The organism is Photorhabdus caribbeanensis (genome assembly GCF_018448885.1).
In the GTDB taxonomy this organism is placed as follows: Bacteria; Pseudomonadota; Gammaproteobacteria; order Enterobacterales; family Enterobacteriaceae; genus Photorhabdus; species Photorhabdus caribbeanensis.
In genome coordinates, this window is record NZ_RCWB01000026.1 from 25600 (window position 1) to 49899 (window position 24300).

Sequence of the window (24300 nt, forward strand, 5' to 3'; positions counted from 1 at the left end):
GATCACCAAACTCAATAATAAAATCACCACGAATCTGATTAACCCAACCAACAAAAAAAGACCTTGAAATAACAATCACAAAAATATCGTCTGGATCACACTTTAAAAAACAAACCATTCTTCCCAACGAAAAGTACCAGCGAACCTTCCAAAAATCTATTCAAGAAACGCCGTTCTAAAGCTTCAATTAAGAAACACAAAACAAACATTAAATTAACATTTTAGTGCCAATATTGATTATCTTATATCAAGACAGGCGCTTTTTATGACGACTGTGAGGTAGACATGAAACCAGAAGATTTTCGCGCCGACAAAAAACGTCCTTTCACCGGTGAAGAGTACCTGAAAAGCCTTCAAGATGGCCGCGAAATTTACATTTATGGCGAACGCGTAAAAGATGTCACTACACATCCCGCATTCCGCAATTCTGCTGCTTCAATTGGTCAGTTGTACGATGCCCTGCACGCCCCGGAAACTCATGATACCCTGTGCTGGAATACCGATACCGGCAATGGCGGGTATACTCACAAATTCTTCCGCTTTGCTACCAGTGCGGATGAGCTGCGCCAACAACGTGATGCTATAGCGGAATGGTCACGCCAAACCTATGGCTGGATGGGTCGCTCACCTGACTATAAAGCGGCCTTCGGCAACGTACTCGGCGCATTTCCTGAATATTATGGTCAATTCGCTGATAATGCCCGTACCTGGTACAAACGTATTCAGGAAACAGGCGTTTACTTTAACCATGCTATTGTTAATCCACCAATCGATCGTCATAAACCTGCTGATGAGACACGTGATGTCTATATTAAGCTAGAAAAAGAGACGGATGCCGGTATCATCGTCAGCGGCGCAAAAGTGGTAGCAACTAACTCAGCCCTGACCCACTATAATTTTATCGGTTTTGGCTCCGCACAAGTCATGGGGGATAACCCTGATTTTGCCCTGATGTTTGTCGCGCCAATGGATGCGGAAGGTGTGAAACTGATCTCTCGCGGTTCCTATGAATTGGTAGCAGGTGCAACAGGTTCCCCATTCGATTACCCTTTATCCAGCCGTTTTGATGAAAACGATGCAATTCTGGTGATGGATAAGGTACTTATCCCTTGGGAAAATGTCCTGATTTACCGTGATTTTGACCGTGCACGCAACTGGGCGATTCAAGCGGGTTTCACCAGTCTGTTCCCATTACAGGCTTGTATACGACTGGCGGTGAAGCTGGATTTTATTACTGCCCTGCTACAAAGGAGCCTGGAATGTACCGGCGTGATAGAATTCCGTGGCGTTCAGGCTAATCTGGGTGAAGTGGTTGCCTGGCGTAACCTGTTTTGGTCACTGAGTGATGCGATGTGGGCAGAAGCCAAACCGTGGAAAGGCGGCGCTTATATGCCGGATACTCAGGCAATACAAACTTATCGCGTTATGGCGCCAATGGCCTACACTAAGATTAAGAATATTATTGAAAGTAACGTCACCAGTGGCCTAATTTATCTACCATCTAGTGTACGTGATATGAACAACCCAGAAATTGATAAATATCTGGCCCGGTATGTTCGGGGTTCCAACGGTATCGATCACGTTGAGCGTATCAAGATTTTAAAACTGATGTGGGACGCCATTGGCAGTGAATTCGGCGGCCGTCACGAGTTGTACGAAATCAACTATGCCGGTAGTCAGGATGAAATTCGGATGCAATGTCTGCGTCATGCTCATGGCTCTGGCAATATGAAAAAAATGATGGATATGGTTGATCGTTGCCTTGCTGATTATGATCAGCACGGCTGGCGTAGACCACACTTATACAATAATAGCGATATCAACCAGTTAGATAAGCTGCTGAAATAATCGGTAGCAGGAGGCCAATATGTCTGTAGAAAATGAACATCGCCAGCACTTCAGAGATGCGATGGCGAGTCTGTCAGCAGCGGTGAATATCGTCACCACCGATGGCCACGCCGGATGCTGTGGTATCACTGCCACAGCGGTATGCTCAATCACCGATACGCCACCCACGTTGATGGTATGCATTAACCGAAGCAGTGCTATGAATACCGTTTTTCAGGAAAATGGCCGCCTGTGTGTCAATATTTTAAACCACGAACAAGAATTGATGGCACGCCACTTTGCCGGTATGACCGGAGTCAGCATGGAAGAGCGTTTTCGCTGGAATATCTGGCAGACAGGGCCATTAGGTCAACCGGTGTTAACCGGCACCCTCGCGAGCCTTGAAGGTGAAATCGAACAGGTTCAAGAAGTGGGGACGCATAACGTGTATCTGGTTCAGATTAAACATATCACGGTAAGCGCACAAGGCCACGGCCTCATCTATTTCAAGCGTAATTTCCGTCCAGTTATGTTGGAAATTGAAGCTGCCGCAGTTTAACTGTCTCTCCAGCAGGCAGTGATTGTTCTTCCACTATTCAGGCTTCAAACGGCCTGAATAGCATTCCTTTGTCAATGCCTCTATTCAGCCCGTTCCCTGATCATTTTTAGCATTCACTTGATGAATATACTATTAAATTCAATATAAATATCTTTATGTTAGTGTGATCAGCCACCAGGAACATATTTTAACCATATAATAATCTACTGCCCTCCGATCACGTAAATAAAGTACATAAGGAAATCACTTTAGCGACAAATCATGTCACTGAACGTCACTGTACATTTCCGAGTGTATTTCAACCAATAGTAACTAATCAGAGGCAATTAACTATGAATAAACCCGCGTCCATCGGTTTATTACAGCAACCCAAGCCGTTCTATATGATTTTCTTCGTTGAGCTTTGGGAACGATTCGGCTACTACGGCGTACAAGGCGTTCTCACTGTCTATTTTGTACAAAAACTGGGATTTTCCCAAGAACAAGCGTTTATTACCTTCGGTGCATTTGCCGCGTTAGTTTTTGGTTTAATCTCTATTGGCGGCTATATAGGCGACCACTTATTGGGAACTAAACGAACCATTGTGTTGGGTGCCATTGTGCTGGCAATTGGCTACTTTATGACTGGCCTTTCTATCCTGCACCCTAATTTAATTTTCTACGCATTGGGAACGATCGCCGTTGGCAACGGCCTGTTCAAAGCCAACCCAGCCAGCCTGCTGTCTAAATGCTATCCACCCAAAGATCCTCGTCTGGATGGGGCTTTTACGCTATTTTACATGTCAATCAACCTCGGCTCGCTGTTCTCACTCGCCCTCGCTCCCGTTATTGCGGAAAAATTTAGTTATGCCGTTACCTACAATATCTGTGGTATTGGTCTGATTATCGCGTTGTTGGTCTATATTTTCTGTCGCAATACCGTGCGTAATATTGGTTCTGAACCCGACCATCAACCAATCAACTACAAAAACCTATTTCTGGTCGTGGCAGGAAGTATTGTGATGGTTTACGTCTGTGCATGGCTGATGCACAACGTAAAAATAGCCAATATTATGCTGATTACCCTATCTGTCATCGTGGTGTTTATCTTCTTCCGGGAAGCACTCAAACAGGATAAAGTTAGCCGTAACAAAATGTTTGTTGCTTTCATTTTGATGCTTCAAGCTATTGTGTTCTTCATCCTATATGCTCAGATGCCAACTTCTCTCAACTTCTTCGCCATCCACAACGTTCACCATCAGTTGCTTGGTTTTAATATCAATCCGGTCAGTTTTCAGGCCCTTAACCCATTCTGGATCGTTGTTGCCAGCCCAATACTCGCCGCGCTATACACTCACTGGGGCGCTAAAGGTAAGGACCTGACAATGCCAGCTAAATTTGCGGTGGGTATGTTCCTGTGCTCTTTAGGTTTCCTGACCGCCGCCGCTGCCGGTTTGTGGTTTGCTGATGAACAAGGTTTAACTTCTGCCTGGTTTATTGTTCTGGTTTACCTCTTCCAAGGCGTCGGTGAATTGATGATCAGTGCGTTGGGCCTGGCAATGATTGCGGCTCTCGTTCCCCAGTACCTGATGGGTTTTATTCTGGGGATGTGGTATTTGACGCAAGCAACTTCCTCCTTACTCGGCGGCTATGTCGCAGCCCTTACCGCCGCACCAAAAGGTATTACCGACCCATTGCAAACATTACCAGTCTATACCAGCGTATTCGGCAAAATTGGGATTGCTACCTTTATCGTCGCTATCATCATGTCGATCACTGTGCCGGTGCTGAATCGTATGATGAGTGAAAAACAAAAAATATGATTTAACCTCTGCAAAAAGATGCCTACAGTCTACGCTGTGACTATCAATAGGATATAAGAACAGGCCGGAAACGGCCTATAGCGGATGATATTTCAACAGACCAGCGAAGATGGCTACCACCAATTATTCGATGAAGAGAAATACACTTGTACACAATTTGGAAACTGATGGCTAAAGGCTATAAACGTGCGATTTTTCTGGCAAAAATCGCACGTTTAACTTATTTATATACCGGAAGCCAGCCGAACTGAGTCATGATCCAGACGACAACATTGGCAATACCAAACAACAAGACCAGAATAATCGGTAGTACGCCGCCGCGCAGACGCCATGACATAGTGACGAAACGCTGTCGGGCGCGCAACGCCACCAGTGCTGGGGTAAACACCGCCCATAAGGTAGCAAGCAAACCGGCGAAACCGATAGCGTAGAGAAAACCATCAGGAAACAACAAGGAAAAGGCCAGCGGCGGGCCAAACGTCAGTATGACAGTTTTTAACCGTTGCAAAGGAGCATTGCCCCAGCCCAGACGGTCAGCAAGGTAATCAAACAACCCGAGTGTGACGCCCAGAAACGAGCAGGCTACAGCAAAATGGGAAAAAACCTCCAGCAACACATTAAGGTAAGGGATATGCAGCATCGGCCTCAAGGTGCTAATCAGCGCTTCCACATCACCACCGCGTGCAGCAATCGCCGGGAAATCATGGCGTGATATATTACCCATAGTGCCTGTCAGCCAGATCAGATAGATTGCCAAAGCTAGCAATGTGCCCAACAACAATGACCCCACCACCCGTCGCACATCCTGGCGATAATACGCCACCAGCCCGGCAATGTTGCCGTGGAAGCCAAAGGAAGCCAGACAAAACGGCAGGACCATCAGTGTGTAAGGCAGGTAACTGGCATGGTGATCTACGGCATTGAAGAGTTTCCCCGTGTCTACCTGCTTCAGCAATCCGCCAAAAAGGGAAAAGAAAGTGATAAGTTTCGCTCCCAGGCACAGCAGGATCATTCTTCCCACCATTGCAGTACCAAACCAAACCAGCACAGCAACACAAAGCGTGAATAGTACCTTTGCGCTGCCTACGGAGACGTTCAATCCAAAGCTGTTCAGAGAATGCTTTAGTACCGGCCCACTGGCCGAAATATAAGCATAGGCGAGAATACCGAGTACAAAGGCAATGCTCAACCCGTTAATGATGCTCCATCTTCTGCCAAGCAAATCGCGGGTTAAAGTGTCGTAACCCGAACCAAGAGGGTAGTTGAGGTTCGCTTCCAGAAATAGTAGCCCGGACATTAACATACTTCCCCAGGCGATCAGCAACAGCACGCCTGACCAGAAATACCATGCGCCAGCCATAACAATTGGCAGGGTGAACATACCGGCACCGACAATGGTGCCGCTGATAATCATGGTGCCCCACAACATAGAGGGCGCCCGGCGTGATGTAAATATCTCGGCCATATGTTTTCCGTTTAAAGGCCGACGGCAGCAGCAGGTTGCGTCGTCGGCAGTATTAAATGCGCACAATTACTACGAGTGATTACCCAGCAGGGAAGTGACCGCTTGAGCCAATGCCAGCAACTTCACATCGTCACCCGGCAAACCCTCCAATGATAACCCGACAGGCAGTTGCCCAGCAGGCGCCACCGGCAGAGTGATACTGGGCGCCCCCAAATTACTGGCTAAATCGGTATTGCGCACCAACTGCTCAAAAATACCTTCACAACTGGCTTGATCATGACGTGGTGTGGCACAGGTCACCGTTGGAAAGACCATAGCATCCAGTCGATGTTTTTCAAAAGCAGCCCTCCAGGCATTACGCAGCTTACCAATGGTCATCAACCCTGTCAGATAGTCACTCCACGAGAGGGGAGCTTGCTCCAACTGATTAAGCAAAATACGGCGCACATGCTCATCCTTAAGCTGTCCCAAGATCGAAGTGAAACGTTCTTCTAAGCCATGAGCCAGTAGAAAACGCGGGAAGTCGATAAAAAATTCATAAAAGGGTACAGGGAACTGAATTTCAGCATTCATCTCCCCCCAGTGACGGTCATCCACCGGCACCAACGTAACACCGGCCTCAACCAGCCTTGCCAACGCCACACGGCACGGTTGTTCCACGCTTTCATCCAACCCACTCCACAGAAACGCTTCAGACACGCCAAGACGACGAGGCATGACAGGTAAAGGAACGGTCCCCCTCATCAACTGCGCATCAAGAAACGCAATATCAGCGACCTGAGGGGCAATAAACCCCGGGGTATCTTTGGTATGAGATACTGGGACAATGCCGTCTGTGGGGTAACGCCCCGTGGAGGGACGAAAGCCTGCCACACCGCACAACGCCGCAGGAATGCGCACTGAGCCGCCGGTATCCGTGCCTACTGAAAAGGCCACCACCCCAGCAGCGACAGCGGCAGCACTGCCGCCGCTACTGCCGCCTGCAATATGCGCTTCACTGCACGGGTTGAGTACATGGCCCCAGGTGCCGTTGCATGAAGTGACACCGAAGGATAGCTCGTGCATATTGTTCTTGCCAACGAGCTCCGCACCTAGCACTTTCAGCCGGGCGACAATATCAGCGTCACTCGAGGGGAAGAAATCCGCAAGGCCAGGAGTACCCGCTGTGGTAGCGAAACCGACAGCATTAATATTGTCCTTACAGGAAAAAGGCAATCCGCACAGCGGCAGGAGGCCATCTGCTTGTTGGCTCATACTGCCGCCAAGCCGTGCTTCATCCAGCGCGATAAACGCCTTCTGATGACGACTGCGCTGGTACTGTCGCAATCGTTTTTGACGGTTTTGCCTGAAACCATGCGGTGACATATTCATGGCCGCCTCAGCGGCCAGTAACAAAGAAGGGTTTATCATCATCGTCTCTTCATGGGGTTAATAATGATAATGTCGGGACATATTCTCTAGCGGATTGTCAGCCAGTAACCTGCCCCCCAGACTGTGGATCACTGCACAAGCGGCATTAATGCCAGTTTGTACCGCACCTTCAGCCCAACCGCCAGTAAAGGAGCAACTGCAACCCGCCAGGTACAATCCTGTGTCGGTTGCCTTATCTCTGGCGCTCTGAAACTGATAAAACAGCGCTTCCGAATAACGTTCATCGCCAGGATAATTGAGCTTAAAGGCACCCAGCGCCTGAGGGTCCGTCAGCCAGTCATATTCAAGAATATAACGAGAATCACCATTCATTGGCATCAAGTAACGGGCAAAATCAGGGGCAGTCTGAGCCAGCTCGGAAACCAACCGCTTCAACCTTGCTGCTTTGTCCTGCAAGGTTACCAGCTTGTGGGAATCATCCTCCCAAGTGTAGCTGATCAACACCACGCCATGACCATCCGGGTTATCTGGCTGATAGTCCAAGCAATAAACCCCTTTAACCAAAGTATCAGAAAGTATGGTGTGTGGCAGCCCCTGTTTTAGCCAGAACTTGTCGCGAGTCAGCACAAATAGCTTGGAAGAACCGATCAGATGGGTTTCATTGACGGCACGTATCACTCCGGCTGGCAACAACCCACGATCGTGTATCAATTGCAAATTCACCTGCATAGCACGAGTGGAAGTCGTGACAATAACGCGATCATTGACGGTGACATTCCCGTCAGCGCAGTAGACAAGGAAGCCGCCTTCATCAAGGCGCTGGATTTTCGTGACCTTCTGATAGCAAATTCGTTGCGCCAGCGACTGGCCGTTAAATTTACTGGCAGCCAGCCTGTCGGTTAAGGTAGAAATCCCCGCCGGTACAAGACGCTGGTCATCTTCCAGACCGTTAACCACCAAACGTAAAATTTCAATAAAAGCTGCTCTAAAAACCGGCTGAAACCCACCAGAACCAATGCCCAGCGAACCAAACAAATGGAAATCCTGCGGTTTCCGCCAAGCTTCTCCTCCGGGTGGGCGACGGCCGGTAAACAACCGAACCAGTGCGGAATAGAAGCAACTGTCGCCAAAGTTATCCAGATAGATCTGCCAAGCCTCACGCGCATCTGTAAGACGACCTTCAATCAACGCCTGGGTAATGTCGTGAGGCGCTGTCAATCGAGTTCCATCATCCAATTCCGCACCTTCGGTCAAAAAGGCTTTCCAGCCCCGATCGACACGTCTAAACAGATCAGGCGGCATGGAGCCGGCACTCCAACTCATCGCTTCACCTTGATAATGAATTTCCGTATCAACAATACCGGGATCAGGAAAGGTGACCGCAGTGTCGATAGCAAACTTTTCCAGATAATGGAAAAGGCCGACTTCAGTAGGAGGAAAACGCATTGCACCCATTTCAGCGATATATTCCGGCATATCAGGATCGAACACTTGGCTGAACAGACGGCCGCCGTGGCGACCAGGCTCAGCCTCGTAAAGCGTTACATGGTTAGCCCCAGCGCGTAGCAATTCATAAGCAGCAATAAGGCCGCTTAAACCGGCTCCTACGATTGCGATCCGACTGTCAGCTACTTCCTGTGACAGTTGGCCCGCAGACCCAAAGTTTTCCGCCCGAATGAGGAAGGAGCCATAATCGTAAAGCAAGTCAATATAGGGGAAAACGCGCAGGCGATCCCCGGAGGTAGTTAATGTTTTCATTATAGAATTTAGATAATTAGTTGCAGACTGTCCAAAGGGCGTTGAGGGTTAACTAATACAACTTTTCTGGCTGTGATTTTCCATTCGCCATTTAGCAAACGAAAATGATGTTCGGTTTGTGCAGCATAATGCCTCTCATTGTCGCTGCGGGTTTCGGTGTAAAGTACCTGGCTGACGCTCCGTGCATCACTGGCGCCGGTTTCACAGAAAATCTGCGGCCGCTGGATAACATGGTGTGAGCGGCTACGTGGTTGCTGCGAGAAATTCCGGGCGTTATTGAGACGGTTAATACGCAGCCGCGTCAAGAAATGATCCTCATACAACAACGATGATGCCGTTAGGGGACTATCCTGATTGCGACTCAGCGGCATCCAGAAAATGTAATCGTCGGCAAGCAGGCTCAACCATGTGTCGTAATCTTGTTCGTCCAGCAGCCAAGCTTCTCTGTAGATGAGATCCGTGAGGATTTCAGCAACATTGTTATTATGCATATTCCATCTCCATCATTTTTTGCCACATGGCGTAAAAGTTACGCATTGCGACTTCACTGGTGCCCGATGTGATGGCCGTTTGTGACCAGCTTTCACCATGTTCGTAGAGACGTGCCACATTAACCCACTCACTGGCTTGGCTTTTCAGACCTTCGGTGGCGCGTTCATACATCTCTACGTCGTCATGTGCGACCATGGAACAAGGAGAGTTGATTAGATTGTTGTACTGTACAGTCCTTTCCAGCATCGCCTGAGGAGCACCAACCAGCTCAAAAATCCAGGACTCCACCACTGTTTCATCCACAGCGATTGGCTGGATGATGCGTAACGTTTGAATTGGCCCTTTTACCATCAGGTTTGGAAAATAGACGGTGTTGTGACGGGTGTCGCCCAGAATCTGAGCTGCCTTTGTCTCCCCGTAGCTGGCAACCATTCGCTCCCAATAACCAGGAATGGCGGAATAATCTTTATGGATGGAGTTGCTGACGCCAGTATGACCATGACCGTTGGGCCAGACACGGATGCCCATATCAGCAAAAAAAGCGTGTGAAGCCATGAACGGCGAAAATAATTCCACTGCCATTGGCTGTGTGGTCTGTTTATCAACATTTTCCCACAACTTGACCGCTTCACCTGCCGATGACTCATGGGCCACCATAGGGTGGCAAGTGTCGGTTTGGTTATCCACGACCATCTTCCAGTTACAGCGGTGACGGTGACGCAAAGGTAAACCAACTACGCGCAGAGATCCTTCTGGAGAACGATCGACCATGTTATCCAACGTTGACAAAGAGTCGCCAAAGAACGTTTCAAAAGGAAGCCCTTCATCACTTAGACGTACAAAGATAAAGCCTCGGTAATTAACCACGTTCGGTACTCGTTGCATCCCTGCACTCGCCTCGCAGGCGGCGAAAGTACAGGTGGAATACTCTTTTTTCACCGGAATGCTCAACAGCTCGCCCGAAGTCTGAAACGTCCAAGCATGATAGGGGCAACGTAGAAAACGCCCGGTATTCCCTGCTGGCTCTGCCAACACTTTAACCCCTTTATGCGGGCAACGGTTATAAAGAACAACAATCTCGCCATTCTTCTGACGTATCGCAGCCAACGGCTGCATCGCGATTGTAGTAGTCAGATAATCTCCTACTTCCGGGAGTTGGCTGTCATGGCCAAGATAGCTCCAACAGGAAGCAAAAATATATTTTTGTTCGGCAGCAAAGATTGTTTGATCGAGATAGACGGATTTATGAATCTCTCCGCCTTTAAACCGGGGATTTTCGTTCATTTGTTATTATGACTCACAAAGCAATTTTCAGATGCGTACCTTTGGCACGCGAAACACAAGGGTAAATCATGTCGCTGGCGGCGGCCTCTTCTGGACTCATAATGAAATCGTGATGTTCAACCTCGCCTTCCAGCACTTCAAGAGCACAGAGACCGCATTCGCCCCGACGGCAATCTGACAACAGCTCGAGGCCAACTGCCTCCAGCGCATCCAATAGCGACTGGCCGGGAGCCACCTTAACAGTGATGCCTGATTCGACGGCTTCTACTTCATATCCCTCGTCGCCCTCAATACTGACGGGTACCGTACCAAACAGTTCAAAAGCGATCTGACAACGTGGAAAACCCTGGCTGTCGCAATAATGCAGGACATCGTTCAATAAGCGAGCTGGGCCACATACGTGAATACGATCTGCCGCAGTAAGATCTTGCAACAATTGCTGAATCGAGATTTTCTTACCGTCGGCAAAGTGAAAATGACATTGCTCACCAACCAACTTGATAATTTCATCAGAGTAAATGGCCTGCTCACGCGTGGCGGCGTAATAGTGGAACTGAGGTGTACGGCCAGCCTCGCATTGTCGTGCTACGATGCCGGTGAGCGGCGTGATGCCAATTCCTCCGGCGATAACAATGTTTCTCCCTTTCCCTTCCGCATTGAGGACAGGAAAATGATTAAAAGGACCTTCCAGCGTCACCACATCACCTTCCTGTAACGAAGCCAAATAACGACTGCTTGACGAGCAGTCATTCAAGCGAATGGCAAAGGTGATTTCCCGCGTCTCAGATGAAAACATCACGCAGGAGTAGTGCCGCCAGTCATTTATGGTGGGAATAAACACACGAAAATGACAGCCTGGCGTCAGTTGCGGCGCAGAGCCTTCGGATATTGCCAGGGTGAATTCCCGTACCGAGTCCGACAAACTGTACGCATGAGTGACCAGATATTTCATCATGGTATGGTACGTCCTTATTCCACAGCCGGTGTTTCATGTAGATAATGCCAGCAAGCATTTCCTTCGCTGAAAGTGATAATGACCAGCGACCAACGACGCTCAATTTCGCCATCTCTGGTGTGCGTTTCACGATAGCGCAGGGCAACATGATCATCTGCCGAAATAATAACTTCACAAGCATCAATATCAATCTTTAACCCCGGACGACTACCGATATTATTACGAAACAACGCTTCCACCTGGTTAAGTGTGACACTCTGACAGCCAGTGGTAATCATGGAGAAATCAGGACTGAAACTCGCCAGCAATTTCTCCATAGACGCATTACCTTTTTGCTGATTATTGGTAAAAACGTCTTCAATCCATTGATGAAGTTCAATAACGCTCTGACGGGCAATTAACTCTCGCTCTTCTCGCATATCTTCTCCGCATGTTTTTTTAGTTGACGCAACTTAATTAACGGCAGCAAGCCGAATAATGCTGCAATAATAAAGGTTAAGTGATAAGCGCTGGCGGAAATATACTCCCGCTGCAACAGATTAAAAATCATGGTAAAAAGGGCCGCGCCTGTGCTGAATGACATCTGTCGATTAAGATTCCAGATCACGCTGGCGCGAGAGAGCGCCTCATCTTCAAAATCCATCAATGCGGTAGTCTGCGCGGTATTGGCGCCAATACCACCACCGATACCCATCAGCAAATAAGCAGCAACGAGGCTTGGTAGATCATTTCCATGATTGATAGTGGCCAGTAAAGCGATACCAAGCGCATGGAGCACCAGACCGCAGAAGAAAAGACGTACAGCCCCCAGACGGTTGTATAGGCGACCACAAGTCAGCATGGCGCAAAATGCCCCGACGGCATATAGAATCATCAGAGACCCGGTTTTTTCCGCTGACCAGCCCAACTCCTGTTGTAAATAGAAGATGTTCAGCAAATTGACGCCGGTGAAAACCCCTGGTACTGCATAATAAACCCACACAGAGAAACGCAAACGGCTATTTTTCAATACATTCAAATCAAGGATCGCTTCTCCAGAGCGGCGGAAATGACGCAGGTAGAATAGAACGAACAAGCAACCACAAATTAACGCTATTACCGGCAGGAGCTTCGATGAAGCATCTGCATACATGGAAAGACCAAGCAACAGCGACGCCAGAGAGCAGCTGACCAGCAGTAACCCCTTAAGATCAGGACGCTGGACAGGTTTTTTTTCGCTGTGAATCCAAATCCATGCCAACAGCGCCGCCAACAAACTGAAAGGAATATTGCTAAGAAAAACCCAACGCCAACTGTACTGATCAACAATCATCCCCCCTACGCCTGGGGAGACGGCAGGAGCAATCAGCGCCACAGCCATTACCAGCGTCGAAATTTTTGCACGTTCATGTAGCTTAAACAGGCCAAAAGCCAACGCCTGACCTACAGGGATCAATAGACCACCACCCAGCCCTTGAATGAAACGCCATAGCACCAAGCTGTAAAAATGGTTTGCCAACCCAGAAAACAACGCAGCCACAGAGAATAGCAACATTGAAGCGGTCATAATCTGGCGTGTGCCAAAACGACCAGCAAGCCAGTTACTGATGGGAATAACCAGAGTCAGTCCCAAAATATAACTGTTTACGACCCACGCGACACTGGATTCGGAAACAGACATTTCATCGGCAATATCCGGTAAGGCAATTGCCGACATGAAAATATTTACACAGTCTATAAAAAAGCCAACTAGAAAAATCAATGCAATACGATAGCGATAAGTCATTATTTTTCCTCCTGCGTAAATATATAATTTCTTGATTCATTACGTCTATTAATATAAATTTAATACTCCTTTTAAGTTAATTTAACAATAAAATGCAGAATCATTTAAACCGAATCCAGACCTTCCTTTCTGTTGTGGATTGCGGATCTTTTACCCGTGCAGCAGAAAGTCTTTTCATCAGTAAAGCAATGGCAAGTATTCATGTTAAATCGCTGGAAGAGGAATTAGATGTTCCTTTATTACTGCGCAATACCCGAGGGATTGCATTGACAGAAGCCGGAAAGAATTTTTACAACGACTTCAAGGAAATATTTAATAATATTCAGAACGCCTTTGATAATGTAGCCGAACGGCACCACTCTTTGGCTGGCGCACTACGTATTACTGCTACTCCAGAATTTGGTGAAAAGTTTCTTTTACCCTTAATTGGCGAATTCTGCAAAATTTATCCCCAGCTTGAGATCAGTTATTTTGCAGGCTCTTCCCTGAACGATCTCATTGCCGAACGGCTTGATCTTGCTATTCGGCTTGGCACACTACGAGACTCCACCCTGAAAAGCCGACGCCTTACCAGCTATGCTATTCAGCTTGTGGCCTCACCCGGCTGGCTTGAACAACATCAGCTTAAGGAACCAAGCGAGCTGAACAACGTGGACTGGATCGCCAACAATAATTTACAGGCTCCCACCCAATGGGATCTGGGTCATCCGACCCTACCTACCATCAGCATTCGCGGCAAAGCCAGATATACTTCTAACTCCTCAGAAGCGATACGCTCAATGGCACTCTCAAAGTTAGGTGTGGCGGTGCTGCCTGAATGGATGGTACGTGACGATCTGATGCGCGGTGACCTGGTACAGCTTTTTCCGAATTATCAATTACCGGAACAAGCAGTCACCATTATTTTTCCGAATAATGCCCGAATGCAGCGTAAAAGCCGCATTTTTATTGATTATCTACTGGAAAATTTACGAATTTAGCTATGAGTAAGTATGGAGAAACTGGATGATTTTAATATGGTATTTTTAAATATGACATCCATGTTACCCCCACGAAAATATCTGTTCATCAACTTAGTTGATTTTGAGTTGTACCGGATAAAAATACGCTAACACAGCTCAAAGGAAGCGAACTGTGTTAGCAGCAATACTGAATTGGACATATGAGGGGTAATAAATAAACGTTAATTTATTATTTTTCATGGCGCCCCACCATAATGCCCTCCAATTAGCCTTTCATGAGTACCACAAAATATTAATCATCTTATTTTTCATAATATATCATATGAAACAAAAGTAATTATTTCATATTGTTATTATCAATTAATTATATTAGTTGTCATATAATGATAAATTTTGTTATTGCATTGTCACAGGAATTTAGAGAAACAATAGATAATAACTTTATGAAATAGTTAACAGTTGAATAATACCTTTTTATTTTTCAGCCATTTTCAACCTGTTTCATTTTGTTATCAAACGTCATATTTGCTGTCTTCTCTTAATGAACATTAAGCATCTTTTTACGGTATTCATGGGACTCAGGGCAGCATAAGTGTTTTATTTACTTAACATTTAGAAGGAATAATCATGAGCACACTCACTCCCGAACTGACGCAACAGGAACAAAAAGTTAACCGACTGCATGAAGCAAATATTATCAAACGTGCTAATCCCCAACTACAAAATGCAATACATCTTGCTATTACAGAGCATCATGCTGATCAGCAAGGTTATAACAGTAAATTCGGTGGCCGCGCCAGCCAGTATGTCGCCCCCGGCTCAGTTGCTTCTATGTTCTCTCCCGCCGCTTATCTGACTGAACTTTATCGGCAGGCGCGCGGTTTACATGCAGATAATTCCAATTATCATTTGGATAAACGCCGCCCTGATTTAAAATTACTGACACTCAGCCAGCAAAATATGGATGATGAAGTTTCTACACTTTCTCTATCTAATAAAGTGTTGCTGGAAGGGATTAAGACGCTGAACGGGTTGGAAGGCCATACTAGCGTGATGAAAGCGCTATCAACCTTTCGCCCTACGGGTTCGATGCCGTATCACGATGCTTATGAAAATATATGCAAAGTTATTCAGTTACAAAATCCAATATTCGACCAATTTAGCCCATCCCCAGAAACAGATATCGCCAAGTTGAAATATCAAGCTTCCCTATTAGAGATTAATATTTCCATCTCTCCAGAGCTATTTAATATCCTAACAGAGCAGATTACAGATGACGAAGAAGAGATTAAAACGCTCTATAAAAAAAAACTTTGACGATATTCAGCCCTCTTTAATGGCAACGCTAGAATCTCTAAAAAGCTATTATAATTTTACTGATGAAGAAGTTAACCAGTTTATTGACCAACGAAATATTAAGCTAATACATGATGAAATGAATTCCGAATATGGCAGCCAACAACCGGCTCAATATTATCTACTCAGGCTTAATAAAACTATTCTTCTGTCACGAGCCACAGAAATGGCACCAGAATCCCTTAAAAACATTGCCTTTAGTAGAACTTATCAGGCAATATCCCAACCGATAGAAATCGCTCTGGAATATAGCCCTACTATATACGATGATCTGAACGATATACCAGACATCAACCCAGAGATATTAAAGAAAATCTTTCGCGTTAAATACTATATGCAACGCTACAATATTGATGCTGAAACTGAATTGATCCTGTGTAATGCACCAATTTCACAAAATTATTATAGCCGTAGTTCCGATCAATTTAGTCGTTTATTTAATACCCCACCATTGAATGGTCAGGATTTTCACGTTTGGGATGAAGAGATTAATTTAAGCCCAAACAATACAGATAGCTGGCAAAAAGAAGTGCTCAAACGGGCTTTTAATGTCGATGATATTTCACTTTACCAATTACTAAAGATGACTCATTGTGATAATGACAATGGAAAAATAATCAATAATTTAACTAATATTTCTTATCTCTATTTAGCCAAATTACTGGCGGATATCCATCAGTTAACTGTTAATGAGCTGAATTTACTGCTGGTTGCCATAGATGAAGGATCAACTCATTTATCTGGGATTAATGATGACAATCTGGTTGTTCTGATCGACAAACTTTATCGCGTTACCCAGTGGTTGCGTACACAGAAATGGAATACGTACCTGTTGTTTATGATGACTACCACCAGCTATAACAAAAACCTGACTCCAGAAATCCAGAACCTGCTAGATGCTGTTTACAATGGTTTGCAAGGCGTTAACAGCGAAAATGAGACAAATCTTCTGTTGAAAATGTCTCCTTATATCGCCGCCGCTCTGCAATTGCCGTCTGAAAATGCCGCTCACTATGTACTCACCTGGGCAGATCAACTAAAACCTGGCGCTGGTGCAATGACCGCAACAAAATTCTGGGAAGGGTTGCAATCTCAACACAACCCAGAACACTCCCCCACTGTAACAGAAGAACAAACAGTCCAATATTGCCAGTGTCTGGCACAACTGGCGCTGATTTATCATTCCATCGGCCTTAGTGAAAACACCTTACGTCTGTTTGTCACACAACCACAACTCTTTGGCCTTACCGCAGGAACAACGTCAACACACAATGCATTATCGCTGATCATGCTAACCCGTTTTACTAACTGGGTTAACTCTCTGGGTGAAAAAGCCTCTTCTGTATTGGCCGAATTTGAAAAAGGAACATTAGAAGCCAAACAGCTGGCTGATGCCATGAGTCTTGATAAAAATCTACTGGAGCAAGCCAAGACTCAAGCCAAAGTTAATTTCTCCAACTGGACATCTATCGACGCCATCCTGCAATGGATTAATATCGCGCGTCAATTGAACGTTTCTCCGCAAAGCGTTTCAGATCTGGTGAAATTATTAACCACAGCCCTCCCCCAGACCTATGACAAATGGGAAAACGTCGCTGCGACATTAACCGCAGGACTGGACACCCAAAAGGCCGATGCCCTGCATATTTTTCTGGATGAGTCTCGTAGCGCCGCATTGAGTAAATACTATATCGGTCAAGTTGCTAGTCAAAATCCAGCGATTAAAAACCGTGATGATCTGTACCAGTATTTATTGATTGATAACCAAGTTTCCGCCGCCATCAAAACCACCCCGATTGCGGAAGCTATCGCCAGCATCCAACTGTATGTCAACCGGGCATTGAAAAAGATGGAAGGCGATACAATCACAAGTGTCATCTGCCATCCGTTCTTTACCAATTGGGATAAGTACAACAAACGCTACAGCACCTGGGCTGGCATTGCTAAGCTTGTCTACTACCCTGAAAATTATATCGATCCGACAATACGAATTGGGCGAACAAAAATGATGGATACGTTGCTGCAATCCATCAGCCAGAGTCAATTAAATACCGACACGGTAGAAGACGCCTTTATGTCTTATCTGACGTCGTTCGAACAGGTGGCTAATCTGGAAATCATTAGCGCCTATCATGACAGCATCAATAACAATCAGGGATTAACCTACTTTATCGGATACAGTAAAACAGAAGTGAACCAACATTATTGGCGTAGTGTGGATCACAATAAATTCAATGACGGTAAGTTTCCTGCTAACGCCTGGAGTGAATGGCACAAAATTGATTGCCCAATAAATCCTTATAAGAACACTATTCGCCCAGTAATTTTCCAATCTCGCCTGTATCTGATCTGGCTGGAGCAAAAGAAAATTGCTAAACAGGCAGATAATAATCAAACCGTTGAAGATTATCATTATGAACTAAAATTAGCACATATCCGTTATGACGGCACCTGGAATACACCAATAACCTTTGATGTCAGTGACAAAGTATCTAATGTTTTAATACCTGAGTCATTAAAGGAGCAATGGGTAAGATTTAAGGAAATATTGAAACAATCAGAGCAGAATCTGGTACAACTGGAGAAGAGACCAGAGCAGAAGAAACTAGCACCAGCAATAACGGAACTAAAGGAAATAATAGAAGGCCAGAAGAAATCGAAGATACAGATGCAACAGAAGATAGAGGAACTAATGACGCAACCAACAAGGCTCTATTGTGCAAATTATCAAGACGAAGATAAATTACTGGTCATATTTTATAGTAAACAGGATAAAACAAACGAATATGAAAGAGAGATCATAGATATAGTAACAACAGCGGATAAAGCAGTAAAATTAGTAGAAAAATATGATTTAGAAGTAACCTCAATAATAGAAAGAAAAAAAACAAGAATAGAAATAGAAGAAAAACCAGAAGTACTCATGCAAGGGCTACGTATCTCCTCAAACATGTTATTTGAAGATATCAATTCTGACGATGATATAATTCATATTAGTAACCAGTTTGATACCAATATTGAGGGCAATCGCATCATACGGGTTAACAATCGACATGAGATCATTTCATCAGAGACAACTGATGACGATAATATTTTGGTTATTCACCATGATACAAACGGGGTACAATATATGCAGTTGGGAGGTTATCGTATTCGCCTCAATACGCTGTTTGCCCGTAAATTAATTAATCGCGCCACAGCCGGGATCGATACTATCTTAAGTACAGAGACACAGAAATTGCCAGAACCTCAGTTAGGGAAAGGATTTTTTACTTATCTCACTCTTCCTAAATATGATCAAAACGTACATGGCAATGAGCGTTGGTTTAAAATTCACATAAGGAATGATAATGGATTGATGAAGTTATACTACAAGGGAATATTAACTGACACTGAAACTAGCATCACTCTTTTTATCCCTTGGTCTAATACACAATCGCGTGTCGAAATAGCAGTAAAATATAAGAATAAATTCTATTTTGAACAACAAAAATGGGAAACTGCTTTATTTCATTTTGATGAAATTAATAAGAAAATTGTGTTAGTTAATGACGCAGATAATAAGTCAATAGTGATAAATGATACTGATGCCATCGTCAATAAATATAAAGGTTTTCTTGATATTTCTATTCTTATCGATCAAAACACAGAACCAATGGATTTCAGCGGTGCTAACAGCCTCTATTTTTGGGAACTGTTCTACTATGCCCCGATGCTGATTGCTCAACGTTTGCTACACGAGCAAAACTTCGATGAAGCTAATCGCTGGCTGAAATATATCTGGAACCCATCTGGTTATATTAAACATGGTCAAATTCAGCATTACCACTGGAATGTTCGCCCGTTGTTGGAAGATACCAGTTGGAACGATGATCCACTCAATTCCGTCGATCCCGATGCTATAGCGCAATATGATCCCATGCACTATAAAGTCGTTACTTTTATGCGCACCCTAGATCTGTTGCTGGACCGTGGAGATTATGCCTATCGTCAGTTAGAACGAGACACGCTCAATGAAGCCAAGATGTGGTATATGCAAGCACTGCATCTGTTAGGCGATAAACCTCATCTATCGTTCAGTTCAGAGTGGAGCAAGCCGAGTTTAGGCGACGCTGCCAGAACGGAAAAACAAGAGCAACACGCCCAAGCAATGGCTGCTCTGCGACAAGGTGATGTTAGTCGGCACAGCAACCCGACAGATCATTTCTTGCCACAGGTCAATGAAGTGATGCAAAACTACTGGCAAAAACTGGAACAACGGCTGTATAACCTGCGTCATAACCTCTCTATTGACGGCCAACCGCTACATCTGCCTATTTACGCTACACCGGCAGATCCAAAAGCATTACTTAGCGCCGCTGTCGCTAGCTCCGAAGGTGGAGTAGCTCTCTCACAGCCATTTATGTCACTGTGGCGTTTCCCACACATGCTGGAAAATGCGCGTGGTATGGTCAATCAGCTCACTCAATTCGGCTCCACGTTACAAAATATTATCGAACGTCAGGATGCGGAAGCTTTAAACACGCTCTTGCAGAATCAAGCAGCAGAATTGATATTGACTAATCTGAGTATACAGGACAAAACCATCGCAGAGCTGGATGCGGAAAAAACCGTACTGGAAAAATCCAAAGCCGGGGCGCAATCACGCTTTGACAGCTACAAAAAGTTATACGACGAAAATATCAATGCGGGTGAAAACCGGGCTATGGCATTGTATGCCTCCGTTGCTGGCCTCAGCACCGCCCTGCAAGCATCACGTCTGGCAGGCGCTGCGCTTGATCTGGCGCCCAACATTTTCGGCTTCGCTGATGGTGGCAGCCGTTGGGGGACGATTGCCGAAGCGACAGGTAATGTCATGGAATTCTCCGCTAATGTCATGAACACCGAAGCGGATAAAATTGGTCAGTCTGAAACTTATCGCCGTCGCCGTCAGGAATGGGAGATTCAGCGTAATAATGCCGAAGCAGAGATAAAACAAATCGATGCTCAGCTTAAATCGCTAACAGTGCGCCGTGAAGCTGCCGTATTGCAAAAAACCAGCCTGAAAACCCAGCAAGAACAGACTCAGGCGCAACTGACCTTCCTGCAACGTAAATTCAGCAATCAGGCACTGTATAACTGGCTACGTGGTCGGCTGGCCGCCATTTACTTCCAATTCTACGATTTGGCGGTAGCCCGTTGTTTAATGGCTGAATTGGCTTATCGTTGGGAAACTAATGATACCGCTGCGCGCTTCATTAAACCCGGAGCCTGGCAAGGAACCTATGCCGGCCTGCTCACCGGTGAAGCCTTGATGCTAAGCTTGGCACAAATGGAAAATGCTCATCTGAAGCGGAATCAACGCGCGTTAGAAGTGGAACGTACCGTTTCTCTGGCCGAATTCTATGCCGGATTATCCAGCGATAAATTCAATCTTGCGGAGAAAATCGCCGAATTGGCGGGTAAAGGATCAGGTAGTGCCGGCAGCGGTAGTAATAAACTGGCATTCGGCACCGGTACCGATACCAAAATCTCACTACAAGCGTCCATTTCATTATCTGACCTGAACATTCGCAGCGATTACCCAGCATCTATTGGTAAAACTCGTCGTATCAAGCAGATTAGTGTTTCTCTGCCAGCACTGTTAGGACCCTATCAGGACATACAAGCGATTTTGTCTTATAGCGGAGATGCCACCGGGTTAGCCAAAGGTTGTAAAGCGCTGGCAATTTCTCACGGAATGAATGATAGCGGTCAATTCCAGCTTGATTTCAACGATGGCAAATTCCTGCCGTTTGAAGGGATTACCGTTGATGATAAAGGTACACTAACATTAAGTTTCCCAAATGCCACCAGCAAGCAGAAAGCTATGTTGCAAACATTAAACGATATCATTCTGCATATTCGTTACACGATTCTTGAATAACTACTCAACATAACACGAAAACAGGCCCCAAAACGGGGCCTCAGACCGCTGATAAACCTCATTCAAATAAATTACATCGTCACGTTAATTAAATATTTATAAAACTTACATCCATTAACAGTTTTAAACAGAAATTTACACTTAGTTAAATTATTAACCTTGATATCCATTAGTTCAAAATATAAATTTACATTAATGTTTGATCGCAAAATAAGCAGACGTAAGTTAGGTATGAAAAATATGGAATTTACGGAGAAATAAGTATGGCAATATCCAACAGCGGCAAGATGTGCCCGGCTGTCACATCAATCACCTGTACGATGGAAATAGGCGTCTTTCCCGCCGATGAAGATCCCTGTTATCTGGCGGAAAAAGCCGAGTATGCCCTGCGCCTGCCAGCAATGATTATCACCAAACTGGGCGCTATTCGCTTTCTCAATCAAGTCATTATGAGTGGGTTGATTAAGGTTGAGGAACTTAAACATGACTTCCTGTGGCCCTATAAAGCAGAAGTGGTGTTTGCTATCCGGGGGAAGAAAGATGTTCCTTTACCCATGCTGGCGACCAGTCAAGTCTCTAAGCAGCGTTATGGCGATAACTTACCGCAATCCAGTAATCCGTTTGCCCGGCCTTCTGCCGACGATGCAGAGAAATTTGGGGTTAAACGTATTCGCCGCCCCGATATTATTTTGGTTAAAAATGAAGCTCTCCGCTGGCCGGGCAGAAATGCTACCTACTTCGATGGTTCTGTGCACCCTGATAATCTAAAGATGTTGATTGAGGTGAAATTTCCGGGGGATGAGCTAAGCAGAGATCAAGAAAAAGATTATATTCAAATTGCTACCCGTGACCGCTTTGGCGTAATGCGCATCGACGATAGCCGCACAGAAGAGCAAAAACAGTATGATGAAGAGTGGCGAAAACATTATCAACCCGGTTCCCAACACTATAAAAATCCGATCCCACTGGCTCCGCTGCCGTCCGGTTCGCCTCCTGATGATGAAGCTTTACCCACCCCTCCCGCAGAGGGTGCGCCGGGGACCATTCCACAGCCGCTGACAAAAAATCCACCGCTTCTCAGCACTTCCCGCTGGTCGTTTTTACCCAGCTATGAAGACTGGGTTGTCCTCGGGCAGGAGGTGGCGGGTCTGGCCGAAAACGGGTTGAATTATGTCCGCGACAGTACCCGGGAGCTCCTTGCTCAGTTTGGAGCATGGTTCAATCAAGCCGGCAAGTGGGTGTGTAAAGAGATTATTGACCCGATAAGCCATCAGGTCAGCTATGCGTTTTCCTGGGTTAATGAACAAACGGGAAAAATCGTGACCTGGACGGAGAGTGAGATAAAAGCCCGGTGGCAGACTGTGCAAAAAGGCTCAGATATCACCCTGGAAGAGCTAAAAAACATTAGCTGGATGCAGATATTAAAAGAGGTGGGGGAAGGCATGCTGGAAATGGTGGTGATTATTGCCGGTGTTGCCGTTGTTATCCTTGTCACCATCGCCGTCGCTGCCGCATTGATTGCACTGGTGGAAATTTTAGCTGCCGCTGCCGCAGTTAGCGCCGCTGCGTTAGCCGCCGTCCTGGCAATATTAGCGAGTGTGACATTCACCACCGCTTCATAATTAACGGAGAGAAAATATGGAAACTGTAGATTACTTTGCCCAGTTGAAATCAAAACTGACCGCGTTTACCTTCCTCAATGGCGATGGGCTGACAATTTCTCGTCTGGGTCTCTCGATTACCCTGTTTTTTAAACAAGGTTACACTCAGGAGAAAAAACAACGCATTCTGTCCTGCTACCGGCGTTTTCGCGAAGAGTTTGATACTCATCTACGTTTTCATCGACATGCACTGAAAGGGCTAAAAAAATATTCACCGGAAAATATTGCCAAAGTGGAAGAGGGCATCCTAAATCAGAGAAAAAATCAGCCTTCTACTTGGGATATTAGTGATGCTAAAAATATCTATGAAGCACCTCACTATCTGATGCATTACCTAGATTCCGATGAAGATGATGGAGACGACAGTAGCTCTTACCTCAGTCTGGTATTGCCCTGGGATTATCTAAAGGAACAAGAGGGCATGACCCGATTCATGGCATGGCTGGACTTTCTGTGTGAACAGCTTGAACCTGACTGGGGAGATTGTGGTTACTGTCTGGTTTTACCCAAAGACTACTATGATTATTTTCCCCTGGAGTACCAACTGGCCCTGCGCTACCCTTCCCTGCAAGTCAATTCCACTGTTCACACCACACTGGACGATTATGCCCATTCCATACGAAGCATGAATTGGATCACCCTGCTGTCCAAACGATTTGTAAACCGACTGGGTGGAGAATATTGGATACGCCGCACTCTGGCACGCTACCCGGATGTGGTGATCAGCCCTTACTCCAATGGTCTAATGATCCGGGCTGGTCAATACCCTGACTTAACGCCACTACCGGGCAGTGTCCCGGAGAGTTATTTTGCCATTAACCAGTTGATACGCCCGATACGTTTTGTTCCGGGAGAAGGTGATTCACTGCATTTTTATGGAGAGGGCCATTTTGATGCTATTTCCACACAAGCCTGGTATGCCCGTTATGACCGGGGACCGCTGCATGTAACCCCTTTGAGAGGCGACCACCCGGCACTGGTCAGCGGGATCTGGCGAACCGATAGCCTGCCTGGCCAGCAGTACTTCTTTGCTCAGGGTGCGACGGCTTTTGATGTTGAAGGTGCAGAGACGGGTACAACGATCTGGCATCTGGTACGGGAAGCGGCAAATATGTGGGAATAACAGATTATCCACCGA

Annotated in this window: 16 protein-coding genes; 8 read left to right on the forward strand and 8 right to left on the reverse strand. The window is 45.8% G+C overall.

Going from position 1 to position 24300, the window contains the following annotated elements:
• Positions 1-285 precede the first annotated feature (285 nt).
• From hpaB to dtpB, 3 genes are all read left to right on the forward strand, one after another.
• On the forward strand, positions 286-1848 hold the full coding sequence (gene hpaB / locus EAE90_RS16345) for a 4-hydroxyphenylacetate 3-monooxygenase, oxygenase component (RefSeq protein WP_214054364.1): 1563 nt from the start codon (positions 286-288) through the stop codon (positions 1846-1848).
• A gap of 19 nt (positions 1849-1867) precedes the next feature.
• Positions 1868-2386 carry a 4-hydroxyphenylacetate 3-monooxygenase, reductase component gene (gene hpaC, locus EAE90_RS16350; RefSeq protein WP_214054365.1) on the forward strand — a complete coding sequence of 173 codons (519 nt, stop codon included), beginning with the start codon at positions 1868-1870 and terminating at the stop codon, positions 2384-2386.
• A gap of 332 nt (positions 2387-2718) precedes the next feature.
• Entirely contained in the window at positions 2719-4188 is a 1470-nt protein-coding gene (dtpB, locus tag EAE90_RS16355) for a dipeptide/tripeptide permease DtpB (RefSeq protein WP_214054366.1), read from the forward strand.
• A 220-nt stretch (positions 4189-4408) separates the two neighbouring features.
• Here the strand turns inward: dtpB and mtr are convergent, their stop codons facing one another.
• The 8 genes from mtr to EAE90_RS16395 form a co-directional block, all read right to left on the reverse strand.
• Positions 4409-5653, reverse strand: a complete 1245-nt coding sequence (gene mtr / locus EAE90_RS16360) for a tryptophan permease (RefSeq protein ID WP_214054367.1) — start codon at positions 5651-5653, stop codon at positions 4409-4411.
• A 69-nt stretch (positions 5654-5722) separates the two neighbouring features.
• Entirely contained in the window at positions 5723-7066 is a 1344-nt protein-coding gene (locus EAE90_RS16365; RefSeq protein ID WP_214054368.1) for an amidase family protein, read from the reverse strand.
• Between the two features lie 15 nt (positions 7067-7081).
• Positions 7082-8782 (reverse strand): NAD(P)/FAD-dependent oxidoreductase, encoded by a 1701-nt coding sequence (locus EAE90_RS16370; RefSeq protein ID WP_214054369.1) that lies wholly within the window; start codon positions 8780-8782, stop codon positions 7082-7084.
• A gap of 8 nt (positions 8783-8790) precedes the next feature.
• On the reverse strand, positions 8791-9273 hold the full coding sequence (locus tag EAE90_RS16375) for an aromatic-ring-hydroxylating dioxygenase subunit beta (protein ID WP_214054370.1): 483 nt from the start codon (positions 9271-9273) through the stop codon (positions 8791-8793).
• Positions 9266-10558 carry an aromatic ring-hydroxylating dioxygenase subunit alpha gene (locus EAE90_RS16380; RefSeq protein ID WP_214054371.1) on the reverse strand — a complete coding sequence of 431 codons (1293 nt, stop codon included), beginning with the start codon at positions 10556-10558 and terminating at the stop codon, positions 9266-9268. Before EAE90_RS16380 ends, EAE90_RS16375 begins: the two co-directional genes overlap by 8 nt.
• 13 nt (positions 10559-10571) lie before the next feature.
• Complete coding sequence (locus EAE90_RS16385; protein ID WP_214054372.1) at positions 10572-11513, reverse strand: flavin reductase family protein; 942 nt, start codon at positions 11511-11513, stop codon at positions 10572-10574.
• 14 nt (positions 11514-11527) lie between these two features.
• Positions 11528-11932 (reverse strand): hypothetical protein, encoded by a 405-nt coding sequence (locus EAE90_RS16390; protein ID WP_214054373.1) that lies wholly within the window; start codon positions 11930-11932, stop codon positions 11528-11530.
• A complete protein-coding gene (locus EAE90_RS16395; RefSeq protein WP_214054374.1) occupies positions 11911-13278 on the reverse strand; it encodes an MFS transporter in 1368 nt (455 codons plus the stop codon). The genes EAE90_RS16390 and EAE90_RS16395 overlap by 22 nt, the downstream gene beginning before the upstream one ends.
• A gap of 92 nt (positions 13279-13370) precedes the next feature.
• Between EAE90_RS16395 and EAE90_RS16400 the strand changes: the two genes are divergently transcribed.
• The 5 genes from EAE90_RS16400 to EAE90_RS16420 all read left to right on the forward strand — a co-directional run bounded on the left by EAE90_RS16400 (position 13371) and on the right by EAE90_RS16420 (position 24285).
• Positions 13371-14258, forward strand: a complete 888-nt coding sequence (locus EAE90_RS16400; protein WP_214054375.1) for a LysR family transcriptional regulator — start codon at positions 13371-13373, stop codon at positions 14256-14258.
• Between the two features lie 609 nt (positions 14259-14867).
• Positions 14868-15557 (forward strand): Tc toxin subunit A, encoded by a 690-nt coding sequence (locus tag EAE90_RS16405; RefSeq protein ID WP_214054376.1) that lies wholly within the window; start codon positions 14868-14870, stop codon positions 15555-15557.
• Entirely contained in the window at positions 15514-21501 is a 5988-nt protein-coding gene (locus tag EAE90_RS16410; RefSeq protein WP_214054377.1) for a Tc toxin subunit A-related protein, read from the forward strand. The genes EAE90_RS16405 and EAE90_RS16410 overlap by 44 nt, the downstream gene beginning before the upstream one ends.
• 263 nt (positions 21502-21764) lie before the next feature.
• Complete coding sequence (locus tag EAE90_RS16415) at positions 21765-23123, forward strand: VRR-NUC domain-containing protein (protein WP_214054378.1); 1359 nt, start codon at positions 21765-21767, stop codon at positions 23121-23123.
• Positions 23124-23139: 16 nt separating this feature from the next.
• Positions 23140-24285 carry a type VI immunity family protein gene (locus tag EAE90_RS16420; protein WP_214054379.1) on the forward strand — a complete coding sequence of 382 codons (1146 nt, stop codon included), beginning with the start codon at positions 23140-23142 and terminating at the stop codon, positions 24283-24285.
• Positions 24286-24300 lie beyond the last annotated feature (15 nt).

Bases quoted from the DNA above. Each gene is read 5' to 3' on its own strand.
- hpaB (WP_214054364.1), top strand. From the start codon at position 286: ATGAAACCAGAAGATTTTCGCGCCGACAAAAAACGTCCTTTCACCGGT.
- hpaC (WP_214054365.1), top strand. From the start codon at position 1,868: ATGTCTGTAGAAAATGAACATCGCCAGCACTTCAGAGATGCGATGGCG.
- dtpB (WP_214054366.1), top strand. From the start codon at position 2,719: ATGAATAAACCCGCGTCCATCGGTTTATTACAGCAACCCAAGCCGTTC.
- mtr (WP_214054367.1), bottom strand. From the start codon at position 5,653: ATGGCCGAGATATTTACATCACGCCGGGCGCCCTCTATGTTGTGGGGC.
- EAE90_RS16365 (WP_214054368.1), bottom strand. From the start codon at position 7,066: ATGATGATAAACCCTTCTTTGTTACTGGCCGCTGAGGCGGCCATGAAT.
- EAE90_RS16370 (WP_214054369.1), bottom strand. From the start codon at position 8,782: ATGAAAACATTAACTACCTCCGGGGATCGCCTGCGCGTTTTCCCCTAT.
- EAE90_RS16375 (WP_214054370.1), bottom strand. From the start codon at position 9,273: ATGCATAATAACAATGTTGCTGAAATCCTCACGGATCTCATCTACAGA.
- EAE90_RS16380 (WP_214054371.1), bottom strand. From the start codon at position 10,558: ATGAACGAAAATCCCCGGTTTAAAGGCGGAGAGATTCATAAATCCGTC.
- EAE90_RS16385 (WP_214054372.1), bottom strand. From the start codon at position 11,513: ATGATGAAATATCTGGTCACTCATGCGTACAGTTTGTCGGACTCGGTA.
- EAE90_RS16390 (WP_214054373.1), bottom strand. From the start codon at position 11,932: ATGCGAGAAGAGCGAGAGTTAATTGCCCGTCAGAGCGTTATTGAACTT.
- EAE90_RS16395 (WP_214054374.1), bottom strand. From the start codon at position 13,278: ATGACTTATCGCTATCGTATTGCATTGATTTTTCTAGTTGGCTTTTTT.
- EAE90_RS16400 (WP_214054375.1), top strand. From the start codon at position 13,371: ATGCAGAATCATTTAAACCGAATCCAGACCTTCCTTTCTGTTGTGGAT.
- EAE90_RS16405 (WP_214054376.1), top strand. From the start codon at position 14,868: ATGAGCACACTCACTCCCGAACTGACGCAACAGGAACAAAAAGTTAAC.
- EAE90_RS16410 (WP_214054377.1), top strand. From the start codon at position 15,514: ATGACGAAGAAGAGATTAAAACGCTCTATAAAAAAAAACTTTGACGAT.
- EAE90_RS16415 (WP_214054378.1), top strand. From the start codon at position 21,765: ATGGCAATATCCAACAGCGGCAAGATGTGCCCGGCTGTCACATCAATC.
- EAE90_RS16420 (WP_214054379.1), top strand. From the start codon at position 23,140: ATGGAAACTGTAGATTACTTTGCCCAGTTGAAATCAAAACTGACCGCG.